This window comes from Oleiphilus sp. HI0128 (genome assembly GCF_001635365.1).
Map to the genome: position 1 here is coordinate 1 of NZ_LWGG01000574.1, position 19,454 is coordinate 19,454.

19 protein-coding genes are annotated in these 19,454 nt (G+C 45.2%); 7 read left to right on the forward strand and 12 right to left on the reverse strand.

Translation table 11 applies throughout. The features are described 5' to 3' along the window. Positions 1-90: 90 nt before the first annotated feature. Together A3763_RS06935 and A3763_RS06940 are read right to left on the reverse strand one after the other, a co-directional pair. The gene (locus tag A3763_RS06935; RefSeq protein ID WP_068553716.1) at positions 91-969 is read right to left on the reverse strand and encodes a class I SAM-dependent methyltransferase; all 879 of its coding nucleotides are present in this window, start codon (positions 967-969) and stop codon (positions 91-93) included. A gap of 318 nt (positions 970-1,287) precedes the next feature. After that, on the reverse strand, positions 1,288-1,815 hold the full coding sequence (locus tag A3763_RS06940) for a DUF1439 domain-containing protein (RefSeq protein WP_068553717.1): 528 nt from the start codon (positions 1,813-1,815) through the stop codon (positions 1,288-1,290). Positions 1,816-1,951: 136 nt separating this feature from the next. On the opposite strand from A3763_RS06940, the gene A3763_RS06945 reads away from it, so the two are divergent. Beyond that, positions 1,952-2,359: a hypothetical protein gene (locus tag A3763_RS06945; RefSeq protein WP_068511328.1), complete on the forward strand. Its 408-nt coding sequence runs from the start codon at positions 1,952-1,954 to the stop codon at positions 2,357-2,359. Position 2,360: 1 nt separating this feature from the next. Next, positions 2,361-2,942 (forward strand): AAA family ATPase, encoded by a 582-nt coding sequence (locus tag A3763_RS06950; protein ID WP_068511330.1) that lies wholly within the window; start codon positions 2,361-2,363, stop codon positions 2,940-2,942. Positions 2,943-3,018: 76 nt separating this feature from the next. Here the strand turns inward: A3763_RS06950 and A3763_RS06955 are convergent, their stop codons facing one another. Continuing rightward, positions 3,019-3,417: an MAPEG family protein gene (locus tag A3763_RS06955; RefSeq protein ID WP_068511332.1), complete on the reverse strand. Its 399-nt coding sequence runs from the start codon at positions 3,415-3,417 to the stop codon at positions 3,019-3,021. A 348-nt stretch (positions 3,418-3,765) separates the two neighbouring features. Then, positions 3,766-4,563: a DUF1223 domain-containing protein gene (locus A3763_RS06960; protein ID WP_068553718.1), complete on the reverse strand. Its 798-nt coding sequence runs from the start codon at positions 4,561-4,563 to the stop codon at positions 3,766-3,768. Between the two features lie 203 nt (positions 4,564-4,766). Between A3763_RS06960 and A3763_RS06965 the strand changes: the two genes are divergently transcribed. Then, positions 4,767-5,765, forward strand: a complete 999-nt coding sequence (locus A3763_RS06965; RefSeq protein WP_068553719.1) for a fatty acid desaturase family protein — start codon at positions 4,767-4,769, stop codon at positions 5,763-5,765. 104 nt (positions 5,766-5,869) lie between these two features. Here A3763_RS06965 and A3763_RS06970 read toward each other — a convergent pair whose 3' ends face one another. The 4 genes from A3763_RS06970 to A3763_RS06985 are packed head-to-tail and all read right to left on the reverse strand — an operon-like array spanning position 5,870 to position 8,020. Further along, entirely contained in the window at positions 5,870-6,661 is a 792-nt protein-coding gene (locus A3763_RS06970) for a methyl-accepting chemotaxis protein (RefSeq protein WP_068514380.1), read from the reverse strand. Continuing rightward, positions 6,662-7,141, reverse strand: coding sequence for a methyl-accepting chemotaxis protein (locus A3763_RS06975; RefSeq protein WP_068514378.1), 480 nt, complete (start codon positions 7,139-7,141; stop codon positions 6,662-6,664). A 30-nt stretch (positions 7,142-7,171) separates the two neighbouring features. Beyond that, on the reverse strand, positions 7,172-7,465 hold the full coding sequence (locus A3763_RS06980; protein ID WP_068514376.1) for a hypothetical protein: 294 nt from the start codon (positions 7,463-7,465) through the stop codon (positions 7,172-7,174). A gap of 42 nt (positions 7,466-7,507) precedes the next feature. Further along, the gene (locus A3763_RS06985; RefSeq protein ID WP_068507760.1) at positions 7,508-8,020 is read right to left on the reverse strand and encodes a hypothetical protein; all 513 of its coding nucleotides are present in this window, start codon (positions 8,018-8,020) and stop codon (positions 7,508-7,510) included. Positions 8,021-8,175: 155 nt separating this feature from the next. Here A3763_RS06985 and hrpB point away from each other — a divergent pair, with 155 nt between their 5' ends. Beyond that, positions 8,176-10,725, forward strand: a complete 2,550-nt coding sequence (gene hrpB, locus A3763_RS06990) for an ATP-dependent helicase HrpB (RefSeq protein WP_197476300.1) — start codon at positions 8,176-8,178, stop codon at positions 10,723-10,725. Between the two features lie 78 nt (positions 10,726-10,803). Here the strand turns inward: hrpB and A3763_RS06995 are convergent, their stop codons facing one another. The 3 genes from A3763_RS06995 to A3763_RS07005 form a co-directional block, all read right to left on the reverse strand. Then, positions 10,804-12,231 (reverse strand): aldehyde dehydrogenase family protein, encoded by a 1,428-nt coding sequence (locus A3763_RS06995; protein ID WP_068514373.1) that lies wholly within the window; start codon positions 12,229-12,231, stop codon positions 10,804-10,806. Positions 12,232-12,429: 198 nt separating this feature from the next. Next, positions 12,430-14,715, reverse strand: coding sequence for a molybdopterin-dependent oxidoreductase (locus A3763_RS07000; protein WP_068514369.1), 2,286 nt, complete (start codon positions 14,713-14,715; stop codon positions 12,430-12,432). A 50-nt stretch (positions 14,716-14,765) separates the two neighbouring features. Then, positions 14,766-15,611: an acyl-CoA thioesterase II gene (locus A3763_RS07005; protein ID WP_068555023.1), complete on the reverse strand. Its 846-nt coding sequence runs from the start codon at positions 15,609-15,611 to the stop codon at positions 14,766-14,768. 125 nt (positions 15,612-15,736) lie between these two features. Between A3763_RS07005 and A3763_RS07010 the strand changes: the two genes are divergently transcribed. From A3763_RS07010 to A3763_RS07020, 3 genes are all read left to right on the forward strand, one after another. Further along, positions 15,737-16,627 carry a LysR family transcriptional regulator gene (locus A3763_RS07010; RefSeq protein WP_068514364.1) on the forward strand — a complete coding sequence of 297 codons (891 nt, stop codon included), beginning with the start codon at positions 15,737-15,739 and terminating at the stop codon, positions 16,625-16,627. Between the two features lie 109 nt (positions 16,628-16,736). Next, positions 16,737-17,153, forward strand: coding sequence for a MarR family winged helix-turn-helix transcriptional regulator (locus tag A3763_RS07015; RefSeq protein WP_082865504.1), 417 nt, complete (start codon positions 16,737-16,739; stop codon positions 17,151-17,153). A gap of 16 nt (positions 17,154-17,169) precedes the next feature. Beyond that, entirely contained in the window at positions 17,170-17,610 is a 441-nt protein-coding gene (locus A3763_RS07020; protein WP_068507593.1) for a hotdog fold domain-containing protein, read from the forward strand. Positions 17,611-18,028: 418 nt separating this feature from the next. On the opposite strand, the gene A3763_RS07025 is transcribed toward A3763_RS07020, so the two are convergent. Further along, the coding region (locus A3763_RS07025) for an amidase (protein ID WP_231872126.1) at positions 18,029-19,454 on the reverse strand (1,426 nt) is incomplete at its 5' end.

Below are 19,454 nucleotides of genomic sequence, written 5' to 3' on the forward strand. Positions count from 1 at the left end.
GGAAAATCACTGAACGCTAGTTAGCTTCAGATTCCCAAAAAGGGAACTGTCCGCTGCCGAACAGTTTAAATTTAGCGCAGAGTATAGCCTTTATAGAGCAATATGTAGATACATATTCACTTTTGCCGGGTCTTGAACAACATGCATTTGAGAGCGTTTAAGGCCGCAACAGGTCGCCAAGTATGTCATATGCGCTTCACTTCTGGGGTTTACATGCCAGTCAAGGAAGTCCATATAGGGCTGGCTAGCGTTATTAGTGCTCAAATTAGCAATGACGATTTCACTTCCCTTTCGCGTATGGCTCATTAGCTTTTCCAAGGTTAGCTTAAACGAGGCATCGTTCAAGTAATCAAATAACCCTTCTGACCAAATCAGGTCATACTTTTCATCGCTTTCAATATCTTGGACTCCGCCATGTGCAAAGCCAACCTGATCACTATACTTACGACACAGGATACTAGCGTAATCTAAAGCCTTCCAGGACTGATCAATGCATAAAAAAGACGAGTCGCTTTTATACTGCCCCAAGTAATCCGCGATAGAGCGGGAAGAACCTGAAGCGATATTTAGGACATTCATACCTTGCTGATGCTGTTCCGCAGCAGCCATTACGTCAACGAAGTAGCGCTGGCTATGTTGAAAGGCCGAAACAAAAGCCTGACTATTCCAGAACTGATCCCAGTTCCTTAAGTCTGTCTTGGGTGTAAGAAAGTGACCGTAAATACGTTCTAATAATTCAAAGTCGCCAGCATAGCCATTGGGTTTTCGATACGCCAAGCCTTGCATAGTATCGAAACTTAGCGCCTTGCCCATCAAGTCTTCTTTATAGTCTGGCCCATAGTAATTAAATTCTCCTCGGCTCTTTGCCTGATTAAAATCAACCAAAGCTTGTTTTAATGCTGGGTACTGATCAGGCTCTGGGCCACCAGCATTCACAAGATCCTGCAAATAAAGTACGGATGTATTCATACTTTTGACCTCACTAAGAAAGTAACAAATAAATGGTCATATCACTGCCCTGCTTCACAAACCTAAAGCAAATACGGACGAACATAGATACCTATGACCGTGAAATTCCTATATCTCTCCATTCTGAAGAAAAAAATTAGAACAAAAAAACCAATTTACAGAGATATAGACGGACAAAACGCAGAAATAGTCACAATTATTTTATTTTTCTTTTTTATTCAGACAGTTAGCTAGATGTCAGCCATGACATCTAGCTCTTTCGTAGGCAGAGGGTTCGCCCCTCAAAATTCGGAGCTCAGTAGAAGCCGGAGGTCATATTTAAAACATGCCTAATGTAATCAATAGTTTATGATCTCTAACCTTGATAGACTTCAAAGTAGATTTTGCTAATTGGTGCTTAGCATCATCGTCACGTAAGCGATAGACAGGAAGCTTCTCGCTAGCTTTAGACAGCACTAGCTCAGCCAGTTTGGCAATCTTTGGTGTTAGTTGTTTTGGCAATAAGTCGATCTCAAGGTCGACCAGTCGAGGTGAGTCTAAATAAAATTCCCCGCTATCCTGCTGGTAGCGGAGGGTACCGGCGATTTTACCTCTGCCACCACCTTTAAAGCCGCCTGGTGCGATGACATCAACATGCATAAAAAAGCCAACTTCATTACTGACGTTGATTAACTCCACTTTTGGCTCGGACAAGCGAACAGTAAAGAAGTACTGTTTCTTTTCTAAGGGCATCATCGCCTCAATCTTTTCTTGCAAGCTTCGTTCTGTCAGCTCAATGGTGTAGGTAAATCCTGAGGACATCTGGGAGAATGAAAACATAAGTAAGAATACAAAAATACGGGTCATAGTGAATGTGAGTTTACCTTAAGTACAGCAAATCATGCGAGCCTAAAAGAATCTGTAGCGATTCACTACAAACATTAGCTTTAAGCGTAGCAATCCGCTACAATCCAGATATCAACCTCAGTTTGGAGATTCTTTGATGGCTAAATCCAATTCCCCTATCCGTTTAGAAAGTGAACTTATGAAACAAGCCAAGTTAAGTGGTGAACTTAACAAGCGCTCAGTGGCTGAACAGATAGAATATTGGGCAGAAATAGGCCGCGGGGTTTCTGGTGTCGTAGACCCTGAAACACTCATTAAAGTAAACAGTGGTCTTGCAAAAATCAATGTAGAAGAAACGCATAATGTCGACATTGATGCTGACGATATATTCAGCAACCTGGAACAACAACGCGACTCAGGTTCTTTGATGAGAAACATCACCACTACCAATTATGCCTTTCAGGCCTCAAGTACTGATAAGGGCATGCTTGAAAGAATCGACCAACAAGGTAATGTCACCACCGGCTATTTTGAAAATGGCGTATTTATAGAATCTAGAGTATAAATTGAATAAAGAATCAAAACAGCTGTGGCTGCTCGCCGGAGGAAATGGCGCAGGAAAATCTACCTTTTATAGAACGCAGCTACAACCTCGTGATCTACCCTTCGTTAACGCCGATAATATCGCTCGCCAAGTATTCCCCGATGCGCCTGAAGCGCATAGCTATCAAGCCGCAGCCATCGCTGAGCGGCTCAGGAATGAGCTCTTGGAAGAAGGACGTAGTTTCTGTTTTGAAACCGTTTTCTCTCATCCCTCCAAAATCGACTTTGTAGGAAAAGCCAAAGCTCACGGTTACGAAGTAATTATCGTCTTCGTTCATCTTTCAACCCCCGAACTTAACAAAGCACGAATACAGCAAAGGATTGAAGAAGGCGGTCACGCAGTACCAGAAGATAAAGTCGTCAGCCGTATACCTCGCACCATGCAAAATATAAAAACAGCGCTAGTGCTGGCAGACAAAGCTTATCTCTTAGACAACTCTGACTACCTAAAGCCCTTCGATCTCGTTGCTCAGATCACGCAAGGATTAGTAACGAAAAAAGCAAACACCCTGCCCGATTGGGCGAGATTTCTACTAGAAAGTTAAAGCCTGATACACACGCCGCTAAGTCAGATAGCTCTGTCTTCAAACTAAGAGACTCTAAAATGCAGATGAGGGCCTATCAAACCGTCAGCGAAGTCACAAACATACCAATTAAACCAATCAGACTAATAACAAAACCAATACTCCGGGCCAAGGCTATATTCGCGTAATAGCACAACATATGCATCACACGCCCAGCAAAATAGGTCACAGAAAACGCGTCGATATAGCTTGCATCGGCACCACTATAAACAGCAAACAAAGCAAACAGGATAAATACCGCGATCGTCTCATTGGTATTTGAATAAGTACGAGAGGCTCGAAATAAAAATCTAGCGTGATCAGCTTCGACGGGATAACCCGGTGTATGTTTCAATTTAATTGATGCTGCGTCAGAAACAAGTATTTGGGTGAGCAGCAATAAGCCGGTCAGTCCAACAATGAGTAGCGTGAGTTGATAGTCTGCAAATACTTCCATATATTGATCCTAGTACTTTCATAAGTGATTGGGTTCACTAATTGTAAAGCGCTGAATACTATTTAATGCTTACCTCATCACCCTAATGCTACCTAAAACCTTAAATACACAGTTCTATCAGTAGGACAAACGAAGCTATTAACGTTAAAGCGACACGACGATTTAACCCTGCAATTCTGCAAGAAAGGTTTAATAAGAGATTGGGAACACCAGAGCAAGTACACACATGAACAACGCCATTCCAAGTGAAGTAATCACAATCCAGTTATCATCTATCAACTTAGGCATATACTTTCCCTCGGTATTTATCTAACTAATAACAAATACATTAATTGATAATGATTATCATTACAACCACCCTCCTGTGACCTGTAATGGATTTAACTCACCTCCCTTGGTAGTCCAGCCTAGCAATGCCATCTCTACACCGAGGCGATCAACACTTTCCGGCAATCGAAGCCGACTGCTCCACAACTCCTGCCTACTAGCAGTATCTTTCTTGCTGAGTAAAAACTCATGGTGTAAGGACAGTACAACAAAATCTTGCTGTAGATTTCTGCCGCGGTTTTCACCAGCATTAATGTTTGAGAGCATATCAAAGCCGAGTAAGGCTATATTGATCTTGAACGACTTATCCTGCTCTGCTTCTATCTTGGTGGTATAGCGAATTAACACCTCGCGTCCATCAATATCAATCTGTAAACCACCTAGACCCTCTACCCTCTGTGCCTGGGGTAAGCGTTGACACCGAAACCACCCATTCCAGCCCTTGCCACTCACAATAAATCCCGGAGTCGCGACTTGTCTAATTAAACCTAGACGCTGATAAAGGCGCTGCCGATTGCCATATTGAGCCTTGGCAAACTCATCCTTCCAACCGATGTAATCCCAATAATCAACATGGAAGGCTAAAGGGAAAAGTGACTTCCATAAACGCTTATCGTGCTTGAACTTACTGATCCATCGTTCAGCTGGAGGGCAACTGCTACAACCTTGTGAAGTGTAAAGCTCAATCAGACTGCCTGGCTCATCTGAGCTGGTAAAACGTAAGTTTCGTTCTTGAGCATTTACCGAGGCCATATAATTCACACTCAACAAAAGACATACCATCAAGCCTGTAAAACGTCGCACTTTAGAACCGTACACGCGGGCAACTCCTATCTCTTATACCTCAATATGAGGGATACGCATATGTAGTTATGACTTCAAAAGAACATGATAGTTCCAACACATTCAAAAAATTGGTACTCACCTACAAATAAAATGAATACAAATTCATATTATTGATTGAATACCGTTATTGCTGCTAGTATGAAAAGTATAGGATGCACAATAAATACGAGGTCGATATGAGTTCAGTAAGCGATTCAGCAAAAACGGTAAAGCAAAAAGCTAGCGATTACCTATCGGTTGGCCAAATTCGCTACCTGAAATCTGCTTCTGACCTAAGGGCTTATCTAATGTTTGCCTTCAACTGGCTACTCATCGCTTTTGCTTTCTTTATCGTTGCTGTTTGGCCAAATATCATTACCGTCATAGTGGCTTTATTCATTCTAGGAGGACGGCAACTCGGTCTTGGTATACTTCTGCATGAATGCTCTCACCGCTCATTCTTTTCCACCCAAAAGCAGAATGACCTGGTTGGCCATTGGTTGGCAGGTATTCCGGTACTTGTGCCTATCGACTTCTACCGTCCTTATCACTTTACTCACCACACTAAAACCGGAACCGACGAAGACCCCGATGTTGGTAACATTGCTCAATACCCGGTTAGCAAAGATAGCTTTAAGCGCAAGATCATTCGTGACTTTCTTGGTTTATCTGGGCTCAAGGCAACATCAGCTTTGTTATTTTATGTACTTCCAGGGCGTGCTGGAAATGCCGTTTCCTTGGGTGTAAACAGCGATAAGATCGGAACAGATGCTGGCTGGAAAATGGGACTTAGAAACTACCTTCACGTCGTCAGTTTCCACCTTATATTTTTTAGTATCTTGGCGGCGAGCGGACATGCCAGCCTCTATGCTTTATGGTGGATTGCCTATATTTTTACTCATCCCTTCATCATTCGAGTTCGTCAAATCGCCGAGCACGGCGCCATGCCAGCACTTGCCTCAGAGGATGTTCGCCACACGACACGTACAACCATCGCCAACTGGTGGGAGCGTTTACTGTTTGCACCGAATTATGTGAACTATCACTGCGAACATCATTTGCTCCCAACCGTTCCCAGCTATCGACTATCTGAAATGCATCGCATTCTTAAGCTACGTGGATTTTATAAGAGTAATGAAGAGGCGTTGGTGGAAAAGGGTTATCCAGAGATTATTCGATTAGCTTCTGCTGGATGAAAAACACTTCGCAGCATAGATGTATGCACAGCCTTCCTCGGCTCGCAAGCGGGCAAGCACAGGGTTAATCCAGCGAGGGATGAAACCCTCTGCCAACGCTGGATTTATCCCAATTTAAACTTTTCGATGTGCTGTTTAAGTTGAGCGGCTAGCTCACCAAGCTGTGCACTGGAATTGGCAAAGTTATGGGAGTCAGTAGCAATTTGTTCTGACAGCTCAGAAATCTCATTAATACTTCGGCTAACGCTTTCTGTCACCTCTGCTTGCTCTGCTGCGCTCGTCGCTATTTGCGCATTCATATCACTGATCGTGTGAGCACTTCGGGTGATTGCTTGCAAGGAATTATCAGCGTCTCGAGCTTTTTCCACGCTGTCTTTAGCCATTTCTTGGCCTAAAGCTATTGACTCAGTTGCACCTTCGGTACCCGCCTGTAGCTGCTGAACCAAGTGCTGAATTTCTTCAGTCGATTTCTGTGTCTGACTCGCCAAGGTACGCACTTCATCTGCAACGACGGCAAAGCCGCGACCACTATCTCCTGCACGAGCCGACTCGATGGAGGCATTCAAGGCTAGTAAGTTTGTTTGATCAGCGATGCCTCGAATAAAATCTAACACGGTACTTATGTTGTGCGTATCCTGTTCAACACGCTGTATGGTCTCGGCTGTATGTTCGACACCTTCAGCTAGCTGATCAATCACCGATACCGCAACATTAACAACTTGGGACCCGGATTCGGCCTCGGAGTTCGCTTCTTTCGCTGCTTCCGCTGCCGAATGCGCGTTATCCGTCACATGAGATACTGCCACACTCATCTGTGTAATCGCTGTCGCAACGCGTTCAGATTGGTCTTTCTGTTGATTAATTCTATCTTGAGTATTAATCGTCAAAGAGCTCAATTACTCTGATGCCTCGCTAATATGATCAACCAGCTCAGTTAACTGCTTAATGATTCCTTCGACTTGATCTAGAAATTTATTGAAGGTTAGTACCATGCCATTTATTTCTATCACGGGTGAGCTGGACTCAACACGGAGCCCCATATCTAAGGTATGACTAATATGGCTGATTTGTCTCGAAGCATCAGAGATCGGTTTGGAGATGTGTCGGCCGATAAGTAAGGCGCAGATCGCAGCTAACACAGTCACTACTAACACTGGCCAGGCCATTTCCTTCAAGATATGACGCTGAATCCCTTCTAGACTAAGCACAGAAAATACTGCCGTAATTTGCGCTCCGTTTTCCACCTCATCCAGAGGCGACCTGCTTAAAAATAAATAGTCTTCTGTATCAATAAATTGCTTATGAGTACTGGCGAGCAGTTCGTCTATAGAAGCTTGCTGCACGCCCCCGATTTCAGCCCTGTACTCATATTCCATTGCACGAGGTGGCTGAGCTTTCGCAAACGCCTAGGCGGGGCTCGCTTTAGACATCCCTTCTATTTTCAAATAAAGCAAACCTGAAGACGCATACAAAGATTGCGCATCTTTATTACGCAGTTTCATTTTGTTGGCACCATTGACACTGCGTGTTGCTAAATTAACGATTGGTTTTAGGCTAGCTTCACTAACCTGAATCAGCTTATCTCTTTCAGCATTGTACATACTGCTGTAGAGCACCCAGCTAAGTGATAACACAATCACTAGAGCGAAACCCATAAACGATAGCAGTAAAATATTGCCTATCTGGAATAGCTTGTTCATATCGTCACTTACCCGTCCTTGATAACTTAGAAACCATTACGGCTATTGCCCACTAGCACATTGGCCTTTGACACAAAACGCTTCATAGCCTGAGTGACAAGTCGAGCATGTCTCTACACTCAAGGGTGAGGCAGGGTCCGCTGCAGTAATGTCCGTTCCATCCTCTTTGAAAACGCTATAAACTGCGTCACCACTTTTGTGGCCAGTAACGAGAAGAATACCTAATTCCTTAAGGTGAAGAATCATCGATGCACCATCGGCCATTTTTCCATCTTTGGTCTTGTAACTCTCCGTCTTACTTGGCTCGACCAATACCGAAACGGCACCAGGGCCTTCTGGCCTAACACCGCAATATGTCTCAACCGTTCCCTGATAAATAGGCGGTAAACTGCTTACATCTGCGTCACAGCCTGGTAGAGCACCGATACTGGTCAAGGGGGTAGAAACCGATGTCCAGGAACGCCAGTCGGCCGGATAAGGTGCATCGCCACCAGCAAAACCCTGGGAAGAAAACAGCATCAATATGGTAACAAATAGGGCAATTCTTTTTAGCATTATTATCATTCTCCAAATAGAGCTGTTAACCCGATTTTATATATATAGTTCTTCACTCGATACTATATATAGTCGCTAAACCCCGTTTTGACAAAACCAGACAAGCTGCTGTTTCACTTAATTAAAGGCTTTTATTGCGCTCAGGATCTTATAAAATGACGCAAGCCTGTCATTCTGGAGCCCTGTCTTTGTTACCCATTTCCCAGTTTTTTCCTCAAGTGATTGCTCAACTGAGCGAACATAAGGCATTAGTACTTCAAGCCGAACCCGGTGCGGGAAAATCAACCGCTTTACCTTTGGCCTTACTCAAGGACTTGGCACTTCAAGGGAAAAAGATTCTTTTACTGGAGCCTCGCCGTGTAGCCGTTAAGGCCATTGCTTACTACCTCGCGAAACAGCTTGGGGAGAAAGTCGGTGAACGCATAGGTTATCAGATCAAGAATGATCGAAATGTGTCGCAAAACACCGTTCTCGAAGTCGTTACTGAAGGTATTCTCACCCGACGATTACAGCAGGACCCGGAGCTATCTGATATTGGCCTGGTGATCTTCGATGAGTTTCACGAACGTTCAATTCATAGTGACTTATCACTAATGCTTTGTCTCGAAGTTCAACAAGCGCTTAGAGATGATTTGATGCTCCTGGTCATGTCTGCGACCATCGATACACAAATGCTCTCACACTATATGAACGCAGCCCCCATCGTAGAATGCCCGGGGCGAACATTCCCGGTAGCTACTGACTATCAAGCCGCCAATAGTCCTAATGAATACCTCGATAAGCAAGTTCTCAGAGCCATCCGAAGCGCGCTTCAAGATGATGCACACGGCGATATTCTGGTCTTCCTCCCCGGCCAAGGTGAAATTAAGCGCTGCCTAGCCAGTGCGCAAGAACGTTATTCCGACAATGACCTGCTACTTCTGCCACTCTATGGCGGGCTAAGCCTTCAGAAACAGGAGCAGGCTCTGCAGAAAGACGAGCAAGGCCGAAGAAAGATTATTTTCGCCACTAATATCGCCGAAACCAGCTTGACCATCGAAGGGATTCGCTGCGTCATTGACAGTGGCCTTGAACGTCAAATGCGTTATGACGCTGGCTCCGGTATGAGTCGTCTGGAAACCAAGTACATATCCAAAGCATCGGCCGAACAGCGTCAGGGCCGTGCAGGCAGAACCCAGGCTGGCCACTGTATTCGCTTATGGAGCGAGAGCAAACAACAGTCTCTGAGTGACTTTCAAAGCGAAGAAATCTGCATAAGTGACTTAACTCAGCTCGGCTTAGAATTATGCCTTTGGGGAAATAACAACTACCAGAGCATCCCCTGGCTCACGGCGCCTCCGGAAGCGCATTACAATGCCGCGATGCAAGTACTCAAAGACCTCGGTTTGCTGGATCAACAAGCTCAGGTCACCCGACTGGGCAAGCTCGCGGCAAAGCTACCTGTTAGCCCGCGCCTTGCAAGTATGTTGTTAAGCACCGACAAGCCCGAAGATCAGCGTGTCGCTTGCAACTTAGCCGCTCTGCTTTCTGAACAAGATATCTTTCTCCATAATAGAGATACCGACATATCCAGACGTCTCAACGCGCTGTCGGATTTTGGCCGAGACAAAGCACAGTCCCTTAAAGACTACGCCTTCCATCGTTCACGAGTCGAGCAAGCCTTCTCAAGCACTCAGTCGCTGCAAAAGCAATTAGCAAAATTAGCCGCTTCGAAAGCAGATATTGAGCCGACTATCTACCCTGCAGACCTTGGCAAACTCTTACTCATCGCCTTCCCTGAGCGACTGGCCAAACAGCGCCAAGCAGGAGACGGCAAATATTTGATGGCGAACGGTAAAGGCGCTTACCTCAACGAAGACGATTCACTCTTTGATGAGCCTTGGTTAGTCATTGCTGACTGCGATGCACAGAAGAAAGAGGGCCGGATTTATAGCGCGGCAGCCATTGACAAAGCCTCAGCTCTCGAAGTCTTGTCCGAGCATATCAACGAAGAAGAACGTTTCGAGATCAACCCTAAAACGCAGAAAATAACGGGCTCTATGCAAACCCGTATTGGCGCGATTACCATAGATAGCCAAGTCATCAGCAATATTCCAAACGATGCCTTCACCCAATGCCTGGCTCAGCTGGTCAAGAAACAAGGCTTAAGCGTTTTAAACTGGACGCAGCAATGCGATGACTGGCTGGCCCGAGCAAGCTGGCTAGGACAACACCTTGAAAACTTCCCAAGCTTGTCAAAACAAAGCTTAATCGACGATATCGAGACTTGGCTGCTACCCTATTTATCTAGCGTCAGCAGTATGAACGCACTTAAAAAAGTAAACATTCTTGAGCTAGTGAAAAGCTGCCTGGACTGGAATGATCAGCAGCGCATCGAAAGCGAAGCCCCAACGCATTACCAAACACCAAGTCAGAAACGTGTTCCAATTCGCTACGACAGTGACCAAGGCCCAACAGTTTCAGTTGTGCTTCAAGAGGTGTTTGGCGAGCTAAGCTCTCCGACCCTGGCTGAAGGTCGCGTTCCCTTACGTTTTGAATTGCTGTCACCGGCCAGGAGGCCTATCCAGACCACCAGTGATCTCGCTAACTTTTGGAACAGCTCTTACTTTGAAGTCGCTAAGGATATGAAGGGCCGCTACCCCAAACACAGATGGCCAGATAAGCCATTAGAAGAAAAAGCCGGACGTTCGATAAAGCGAAAGTGAAGCCCAAAACCTGTGCAGATCCATCCGAGGCTCGCAAGGGGGATGAAACCCTCTGCCTATGGGCATCATATATCCAATTTATGGCGTGCGAATCACCAGTAAACGTTGTTCAGTCATGTCTTCGATTGCATACTTAATACCTTCACGACCCAGGCCGCTGTCTTTCACTCCGCCATAAGGCATATGGTCAACACGCCAGGACGGTACATCGCCGATTATGACGCCTCCAACCTCGAGGATATCCCATGCTTTATTCGCCTTGTATAAGTCCCGTGTAAATATCCCTGCCTGCAGACCGAACTTGCTATCGTTAACTTCTTCCAGCACCGCGTCGAAGTCATTAAAACGTTCAAGAATCGCTACTGGCCCAAAGGCCTCTTCTTCTCGGAGCTTTTGTCCTTTCCCAACACTTTCTAGTAAGGAGGCTTGCATCATGACACCTTCCCTTTTGCCACCGCATAAAAGCTTTGCGCCAGCTTCTACTGCCTCGTCAATCCAGTCTTGCAGGCGTTTAGCTTCGCCTTCCGAAATCATGGGGCCAATAAAGGTTGAAGGATCTTTCGGGTCACCCATTTTCAGTGCTCGCGTAGCGTTTAGTAATTTATCTTTAAATAGCGGATAAATTTCTTCATGGACGTAAACCCGCTGCACACCGATGCAACTTTGCCCCGATTGGTAGAACGCACCAAAAACGATTCGCGCTACGGCGTCGTCGATGTCAGCATCCTGGTCCACGACACAAGCAGCATTTCCCCCTAATTCGAGGACGACTTTCTTTTTGCCTGCTTTAGTTTTCAAGGCCCAGCCCACATCTGGTGAGCCGGTAAAGCTTAGTAACTTCAAACGTTCATCTTCTGTAAATAATCCGGCACCTTCCCGATGGCAAGGTAAGACAGAAAATGCGCCTTCAGGTAGATTCGTTTCTGCAAGCACCTCGGCAATTAACAAAGCACCCACAGGGGTTAAACTGGCTGGTTTGAGTATGAATGGGCATCCCGCTGCAATCGCGGGTGCAATTTTATGGGCGGCTAAGTTCAAAGGGAAATTAAAAGGGCTGATAAACGAGCAAGGGCCAATCGGTACTCGCTTACTCATGCCTGAATAACCCTTGGCGCGAGCGCTAATATCCATGGGAATAACTTCACCGGCGATGCGAGTGGACTCTTCTGCCGCAATACGAAAGGTATCAATTAAACGCGTCACTTCACCCTGCGCATCCCTGATGGGTTTGCCTGCTTCGATACAAAGCGCTTCGGCTAATTCATCAAAACGTTCAGTAAAGCGTTTAACGCAATGATCCAATACAGCCTGGCGCTCAAATGCCGCCAAACTTGCCATGGGTTTTGTTGCTGCCTGAGCGGCTGCTATGGCTTGATCAATCGCCTGTTTCTCTGCCAATGCAACTGAACAAGCCAATTCACCACTGTACTTGTCATAGACCTTCAAGTCCTGATTGGCAAAAACGGCTTTATTCGAAAGATAGTAAGGATAATTTTCGTTCAGCATAAGACAGAGCTTCCTGGATATCGAAACAAGTTATTTGCTTTACGATAACAAGGCTACCCATAATATTGAACTGCTTTTTCTTTTGGCTTGCAGGGTACAAAACCAATATATACCGACCGTAGGCAGAGACTTCCGCCCCTCGCTGGAATCTGCCACGTGCTAGCCCGCCCGCAAGCCGTGAAAGTCTCTGCCTACAACTTAGGAAGCTATTCTCTCTAAATGCGCCGGTACATACTTATGATAAGGCGTTTTAGTAAACGGATCACAGTGGGAACCTGCTGTTAAAAAGTTTATAGCAGGGCCATTAGGCTCGCCATCTTTGTAGCGCATACCATAACCGTGAGGCAAGGTAACCATACCCTGACGAACACCCTCGTCGATTTCGACACTCACTTCGAGCTGGCCTTGCGCGGTTTTACAAAGCAGCTTATCCCCTTTGCCAACACCTAGTGATTCTGCATCGTCAGGGTGAATACGTAAAGCGCCGTCTTTATCAACTTTACGCCATGCTGGATTTCTAAAAATTTGGTTTGAATTATAGGCGCGCCTTTCCCCAGCCATCAGAATAAAGGGATAGCCATCATCGAATTTCAAACCATTGTTCAGACCTCTTAATTCCGAGAACACTTCATCAATTTCCAGGTGAATGCGGCCATCTTTATTACGAATAAACTTCCACATTTCATCAAAGGTATGTTTACTAATTATCGACCCAGAGCGACTATTGAATATCTGCCGAAATAGATTAACGCCTAAGGTGAATTGATTACCTTTTACACCTGCGCGCCTCACGGCAGCCTCGTGTTTTCTAGCATAGTCCATCGCTAAAGGAAGAATTAGCGCAGCAGATGCGGCATCCTCCGGTAAGGCTGCGCCAAAAGTACGATACAAAATTGAAGGCGCGTAGGGGGCCCAATCCTTGTTCAATTTAAAAGTCGCCATCAAGGCAGCGAAGAAGCCCTGATGAGCACTAATCTCAGGTTCGTATTTAGCGATGCGTTCCAATACAGGGAAATTCTCTGGAATCTTACCCATTTTCGCTAACAAGCGCGCATAGATTTCAGGCTCAGGTAAGGTACCCGGTAAAGGCTCAAACATCGGTGCACGCAAATGAAAGAAGTTCTCAGGAAACTCCGCGTTAAAACCTGTCGCTTCCCACTTCTCGAACTGAGAGGCAGCTGGCAGAACGTAGTGCGCCAAGCGAGCCGTTTCAGTCATCGCTACATCAACAACAACCAACAAATCTAACTTAGAAAAAGCGCGTTCATAGGCACTAGAGTCAGCGTAACTGCGAGCGGGGTTGCTACTATCCACCCAAATCGCTCGTAAACGATCTTCGCCCTCATGTTCAATTTCATCAGGCAATATGTTTGGTGGATACATTCCCGAAATCGGCATCATTTTATGATGAGCCGTGAGCTTGTACTCGCGGCGACGCTCGTCCGAATTACCTAATAAGGGAACAAATAAAGTGTGCAGATTATTGCCGCCAGTTTTCCCGAAATTGCCGGTCACCATATACAGCATTTTTTCCAAATATGCCGTCAAGGTGGAATGCAGTGACTGCTGCAGACCCAAGTCAATTCTTACGCATCCCGCTTTAGCATTAGCAAAGTCTCGTGCAACTTGCTGCGTCATCTCAAGGGATACATCGGCTTTTTCTACATACTCTTCAATAGGAATATCTAATAGTTCAGCTTCGAGCTTATTAAAGCCAGTGCAGTGATTCTCGAGGAAGGCTTTATCATGCAGGCCCTCTTTTACGATAATCGCCAAGATCGCAGACATCAGATAAGCATCAGTACCTGGCTTTAACTGAAAATGTATATCGGCTTGCTTCGCTGTTTCAGACCTTCTAGGGTCAAAAACCACCATCGTACGGTCCGGGTCTTTCTTAATTTCTTTAAGCGTATCGCGCGCATTGGGTATACCGTGTGACTGAAATGGGTTACAGCCAATAAATAGTACGTAGTCAGAATGCTCTACGTCCTCAGTACAATGAACACGCTGATCACCAAACAGTCGACCATTCACCCAAAAATCCATGGTCTTTTCCTGAGCCAAAGCTGTATAGGTATAGCGACTCCCACCCATGGCATAACGCAGTTGTGAAGCATACGCACCGCCAAGATGATTACCTTGACCACCACCACCTACAATCGCGAAAGAATCGGGGCCAAACTGATCACGCGTTACATTCATTTTTTCAGCGATTTCATCTAAGGCCTGATCCCAGCTAACCTTCTGAAAGCTCCCATCTGGCATCCTTTTTAAAGGATGTGTCAAACGATCATCGTGATTTTGATAATGCTCTAATCTTGCCGCTTTCTGGCAAATATAGCCCTTAGTCATAGGGTGTTGAGGATCACCTTTGATCTTAATTAATTTGCCGTCCTGGGTGGTAACATCCAAGCCACAGTTTCGTGAACATAATATACAAGCGGTTTTATGCAGCTCTGTATTCTCACTATCAACGTTTGTCATGATCGCTCTCTTGCTTTTTAAAAGCTGTAATTATTGAGATATAGACTAGCTTAATCTTTGTAATACACCATCTGGCTACTTGTCGCCACCAAGGTACCATCAGGGCTCCATAGCTCAGCCCTTTGCTCAAAATAACCATTAGTAAATTTGGTAGCGCTAGCGCGACCAAGCAGATGAGTCGCCTCCAAGCCCAACAATTCATCTTCAGTTATATGGAAATTAATCGTTAAACTAACCGTTCCCATTGGGACGATCTTATGTCTTCGAACAAAAATTCGTGGAAAGAACGAGTCAGAGATTGCTGTTACTGAGGCATAGTCCAGCTTTCTTGCTGGCTTGTCAGAAATCCACAAGAGGCTCTCGGAGGGGTTTGCTTGTTTACCCTTAACTAGCGGCTGAAAAGGAGCACCATAAACAAAGCGCATATCGTATTGGTCTACCCAGCTCGGCATGCCCGGAAATTTTGGTAGTGAATCCACCTCTTCAAAATCTGGTGCATAAGGCATCCTTACTTCATCATTAGACCAAGTCTCATTTCGCTTAGCAAAAACACAACTAGCAGAACACTGCATTACATCGCCTTGCAAAAAATCTACACGCCAATGCTGGTTGGAACGGTTAGTTCTTAATAGAGCAGGTTTGACCACCAACTCATCATCTTCAATCGGCCCCATATAATTAATAGTAATCGATACCGGCATGCCTTCTCTTTCTGGGTGACCTAACACTGCTTGAAGGATCGTAGCCGCCGTCACACCACCGAAAGGGCCTACCATATTTTGATAGTCTGCACTGACTTGCCCAACCAGGCAATTGGGGTCCCCTTTCAGGTTAACTGCACCATCAAATGCATGCTCTTGCTGTTCTAGTGTCTTTGCCACATTAGATGCACTCATACCGAAACCTCCAAAAAATCGCACAAATTAGTTTATATGCTAAGTAAATTAATCTAACCTTTTACCACTGGCAATTCAGTATATTTGAACTTAGGATAACTTCAGCTTATCTATTAAGGTGTTCCATGCAACAAAAAGCTCCCCCAATTCAGTGGCTACCTGTATTTGAAGCCGCGGCCAGAAATTTAAACTTTAAGAAAGCAGCGGTGGAACTCTGTGTTTCACCGCCTGCCGTCAGTCAGCAAATCAAAGTATTGGAAGAATATCTTGGTTTAACGTTGTTTGACCGAAGCTCTCGCAAACTACGACTCACCTCAGCCGGAGAGTTTTACTACCAGACAACAAGAGATATTATTAAGCGCCACAATACTTCCTATCGAGAATTCGAACGAAAATTTTGCCACCCAACGCTTCAAATCAGCTCACCCATTTTCATCGCTCAAGAACTACTGATTCCAAATTACGCACGCTTCAAAGACTATGCTCCAGAGGTAGAGCTACGCATCACGACAGGCAATGAATACGTTAATTTTGACGATGAACCTGCAGACGCGGCATTACGTTTCGGAAAGGGGGACTGGCCAGAATTAGCAACACGCTTTGTCAGTGGTGTTGACGTAAAACTTCTATGTAGCGAGGACTACCTGACCCAACATGGTCTTTCCCGTGACCAATTAATGTCAAAGGAGGAGATCGAAAATCAGGTTGTCATATCGCTATATGATGATCTTCGGGATTGGCGCGGCTCATTTGGAGATTTTAACCCAAAGCAAAAAATTGTTTGCGACTCTTATTTCTCCGCCATTCGGTCTGCTGAAGAAGGCTTAGGAGTCGTCGTTGGATTACTCCCTATGGTCAATCAAAGGATCAGAGATGGAAAGCTACTTCCCTTATCAACCATGCCGTTGACAACCCAGTATGCATATTGGCTCGTTGCCCCTAAAGCCATGGCAGAAACAGATAATTTCAACTCGCTTTACCGCTGGATACAAGCGCTATTCAGAACACTTAAGTAATTTGTTGAAAAAATAAAAAACAAACAAACGCTTGCATTTAAATTTAGTTTATATGCAAAGTAATATACATCACATATGAACTATATAACTACTAGACAAGGAATCGACAGTGGATAAAAGGTTATTCTTTCTGATCAACATGGCTCAGCACCGAATGTTTAAGTTTGCAGATACCCAGTGCGAGCAACGCCTGGGGATTCCAGTCACTCAAGCTGCTGCACTGATGTTCATTGCTAAAAATGAAGGCTGTTTACAGAAAACGCTGTCACAAGCATTGGGTTTGAATAACTCTGCAGTCACCGGTTTGGTTGGCCGAATGCAAAAGAACGGCATTATTGAGCGCAAAGGATGTGCCGAAGACGGCAGAGCATCAAGGTTATTTTTGTCTGACGAGGGTAAAAATAAATTACCGATACTCTACCCACTTATCCAGCAAGTAAACGAGAAGCTCAGTGAAGAATTTTCAGAAGAAGAGCTTGAAACCGTCAGTCGCTTCCTAAACAAGGTGATCGACATTTTTAAATAAGTACGCGGTATTCAATATGAGTCAATTTCTAGCAATGTTCCAACAAATGGGCCCAGAGATGTTTTCGAAGGGCGTTGCTCAAATCGCACCTTACTTTGGGACAATTGACCCAGAAGTCATTGACCTTAAACCAGGCTATTGTGAAGTTAGCTTGAAAAACCAAAAGAAGGTGCACAACCATATCGGTACCGTTCATGCCATTGCAATGTGTAACGCTGCTGAATTAGCAGGCGGTATGACAACTGACGTCTCGATTCCCGCTGGTGCCCGATGGGTTCCTCAAGGTATGACTGTTGAATATATCGCAAAAGCTAAAACAGACCTTAAAGTTGTGTGTGAAGCGGCAGACGTCGATTTTTCACAGGAAGGCAAGGTAGTCGTGCCCGTAGCAGCGTATGACACAGAAGGAACCAAGTGCTTTACCGCTGATATTACGATGAATGTGAAGCATAAGTAGGTTGATTGCTCCGCCCATTCTTTAAACATAGGCAGAGGATTCCATTCCCTCGCAGGATCAACCCTTGCTTGCCCGTCTGCGAGCCGTGGAAGACTCTGCCTACAATCAATCAGTCTTAATAATCGTCGTTAACTGGATAGGCGATTGAACCAGCTTCTCTTTACCCTCAATCATTGGATAAAATACATAATAACCTTTGTCAGGTACTGAAGTAACCTTCCCTCCTTTTATGTAGAAAGGTTTATCAAAGCCCTGAATATGAACCTCATAATCCCCCCCCTAACATCGTATCCATCGTTCGACTGGCATTGTTAATTTTGTCGCAAGCACTCAAGCCTGCAAGCAACAATACAGTGACTAATATGCCAAACACCTTTTTCATACCTCGATCCCTTTCTTCATCATACTCGTTGTTAATTCAATATTTATTCAACACAAAAGGCACTGCTTCCTCAATCTCAAAAGCCAACTCAAGCAAGCGTTTATCTTCTCCAAACTGTGCAAAGAACTGGACGCCAACAGGCACCTGTTTTTGACTAACGCCAATAGGCAAAGCAATCGAAGGCGCGCCCGAGACATTGTGAATCGCACAATAAGGTACAAAATGCTTTAGGCGCTCTATAGCACTTTCAAATTCTACGTCAGGCGCAAGATAGCCTATTTTCGGCGGTGGGTGCCCTAAAACTGGCGATAACATAAGGTCATAGTTAGCCATTTCTTGTTGATAAACATTAGTAAAACCCAGTAAGCGTTTAATCGCTAAAGGCGCTTTAAGTATATGTTTTCGGAAGTGCTTACTTAACCCAAGGGTCAGCGGTTCGAGCTTTTTCTTATTTAACTTAGTACCAAACAGAACGCTACCTGTTGTAGAAAAAATCGACGCCATCATTCCCCAATAGAGCAAGAAGTCGTCCCCAAAAGCAGGGTCAAATGGAAACGAAACTTCTTCCACATCATGCCCTAAATCACTGCATATTCTGGCCGCCTGATGCACGGCTGCCGCATTGTCTGAATCACTATAAAGATGGCCAGGGCCATCTGTATAAAAGCCGATTCTAAGTCGCTTTTTAGCGGGGCCGGTGATTTCACCCAGCGCAGGTAGTTTTCGGTTGAGATAAAACTTTTCAGCTTCGGAATAAAACATCGCCGTATCGCGAACACTACGGCTTAGAATTCCCTGGTGCCCCAAATTGATAGGTAATAAATGGGACCCTTTCATATCGACTAAGCGACTTCTTGTAGGCTTCAGCCCTATTAGCCCGCAACATGCCGCAGGTATTCTGATAGAACCACCGCCATCATTCCCATGAGCAAAGGGCACAACGCCAGCTGCAACCATGGCGGCAGATCCGCCGGATGAACCGCCAGTTGAACGCTCAAGGTTCCACGGGTTAGAAGTCGAGCCAAAATAACTAGACTCAGTCGTAGCCGTTAAGCCAAACTCAGGCATTCGAGTTTTTCCTAGGGGCACGACGCCTAGCGACAGGAATTGACGTACGAAATCTGAAGATTTTGCTGCGGGTTTAGGTTTTAACGCTGCGGAACCATGAGCGGAGGGCACTCCGTTAAAGTCGTCATTATCTTTAATAAAGCTAGGGACACCGGAAAAATACCCTGAATTAGGCAACAATGCGTACCGTCGAGCCCTGTCATACATTTCCACAGCAAGACTGTTTAGGCTCGGCTCAACATGCATCGCGCGACTAATACTCGCTTCAACCGCCTCTTGGGCCGATATTTCTCTTTTACGAACCCTTTCGGCAATTCCTACTCCATCGAGTTCACCTAGAACATCTTCTGTATAGGCATTAATTGTTTTCGCCGATGGAATCATGCTGCGCTCA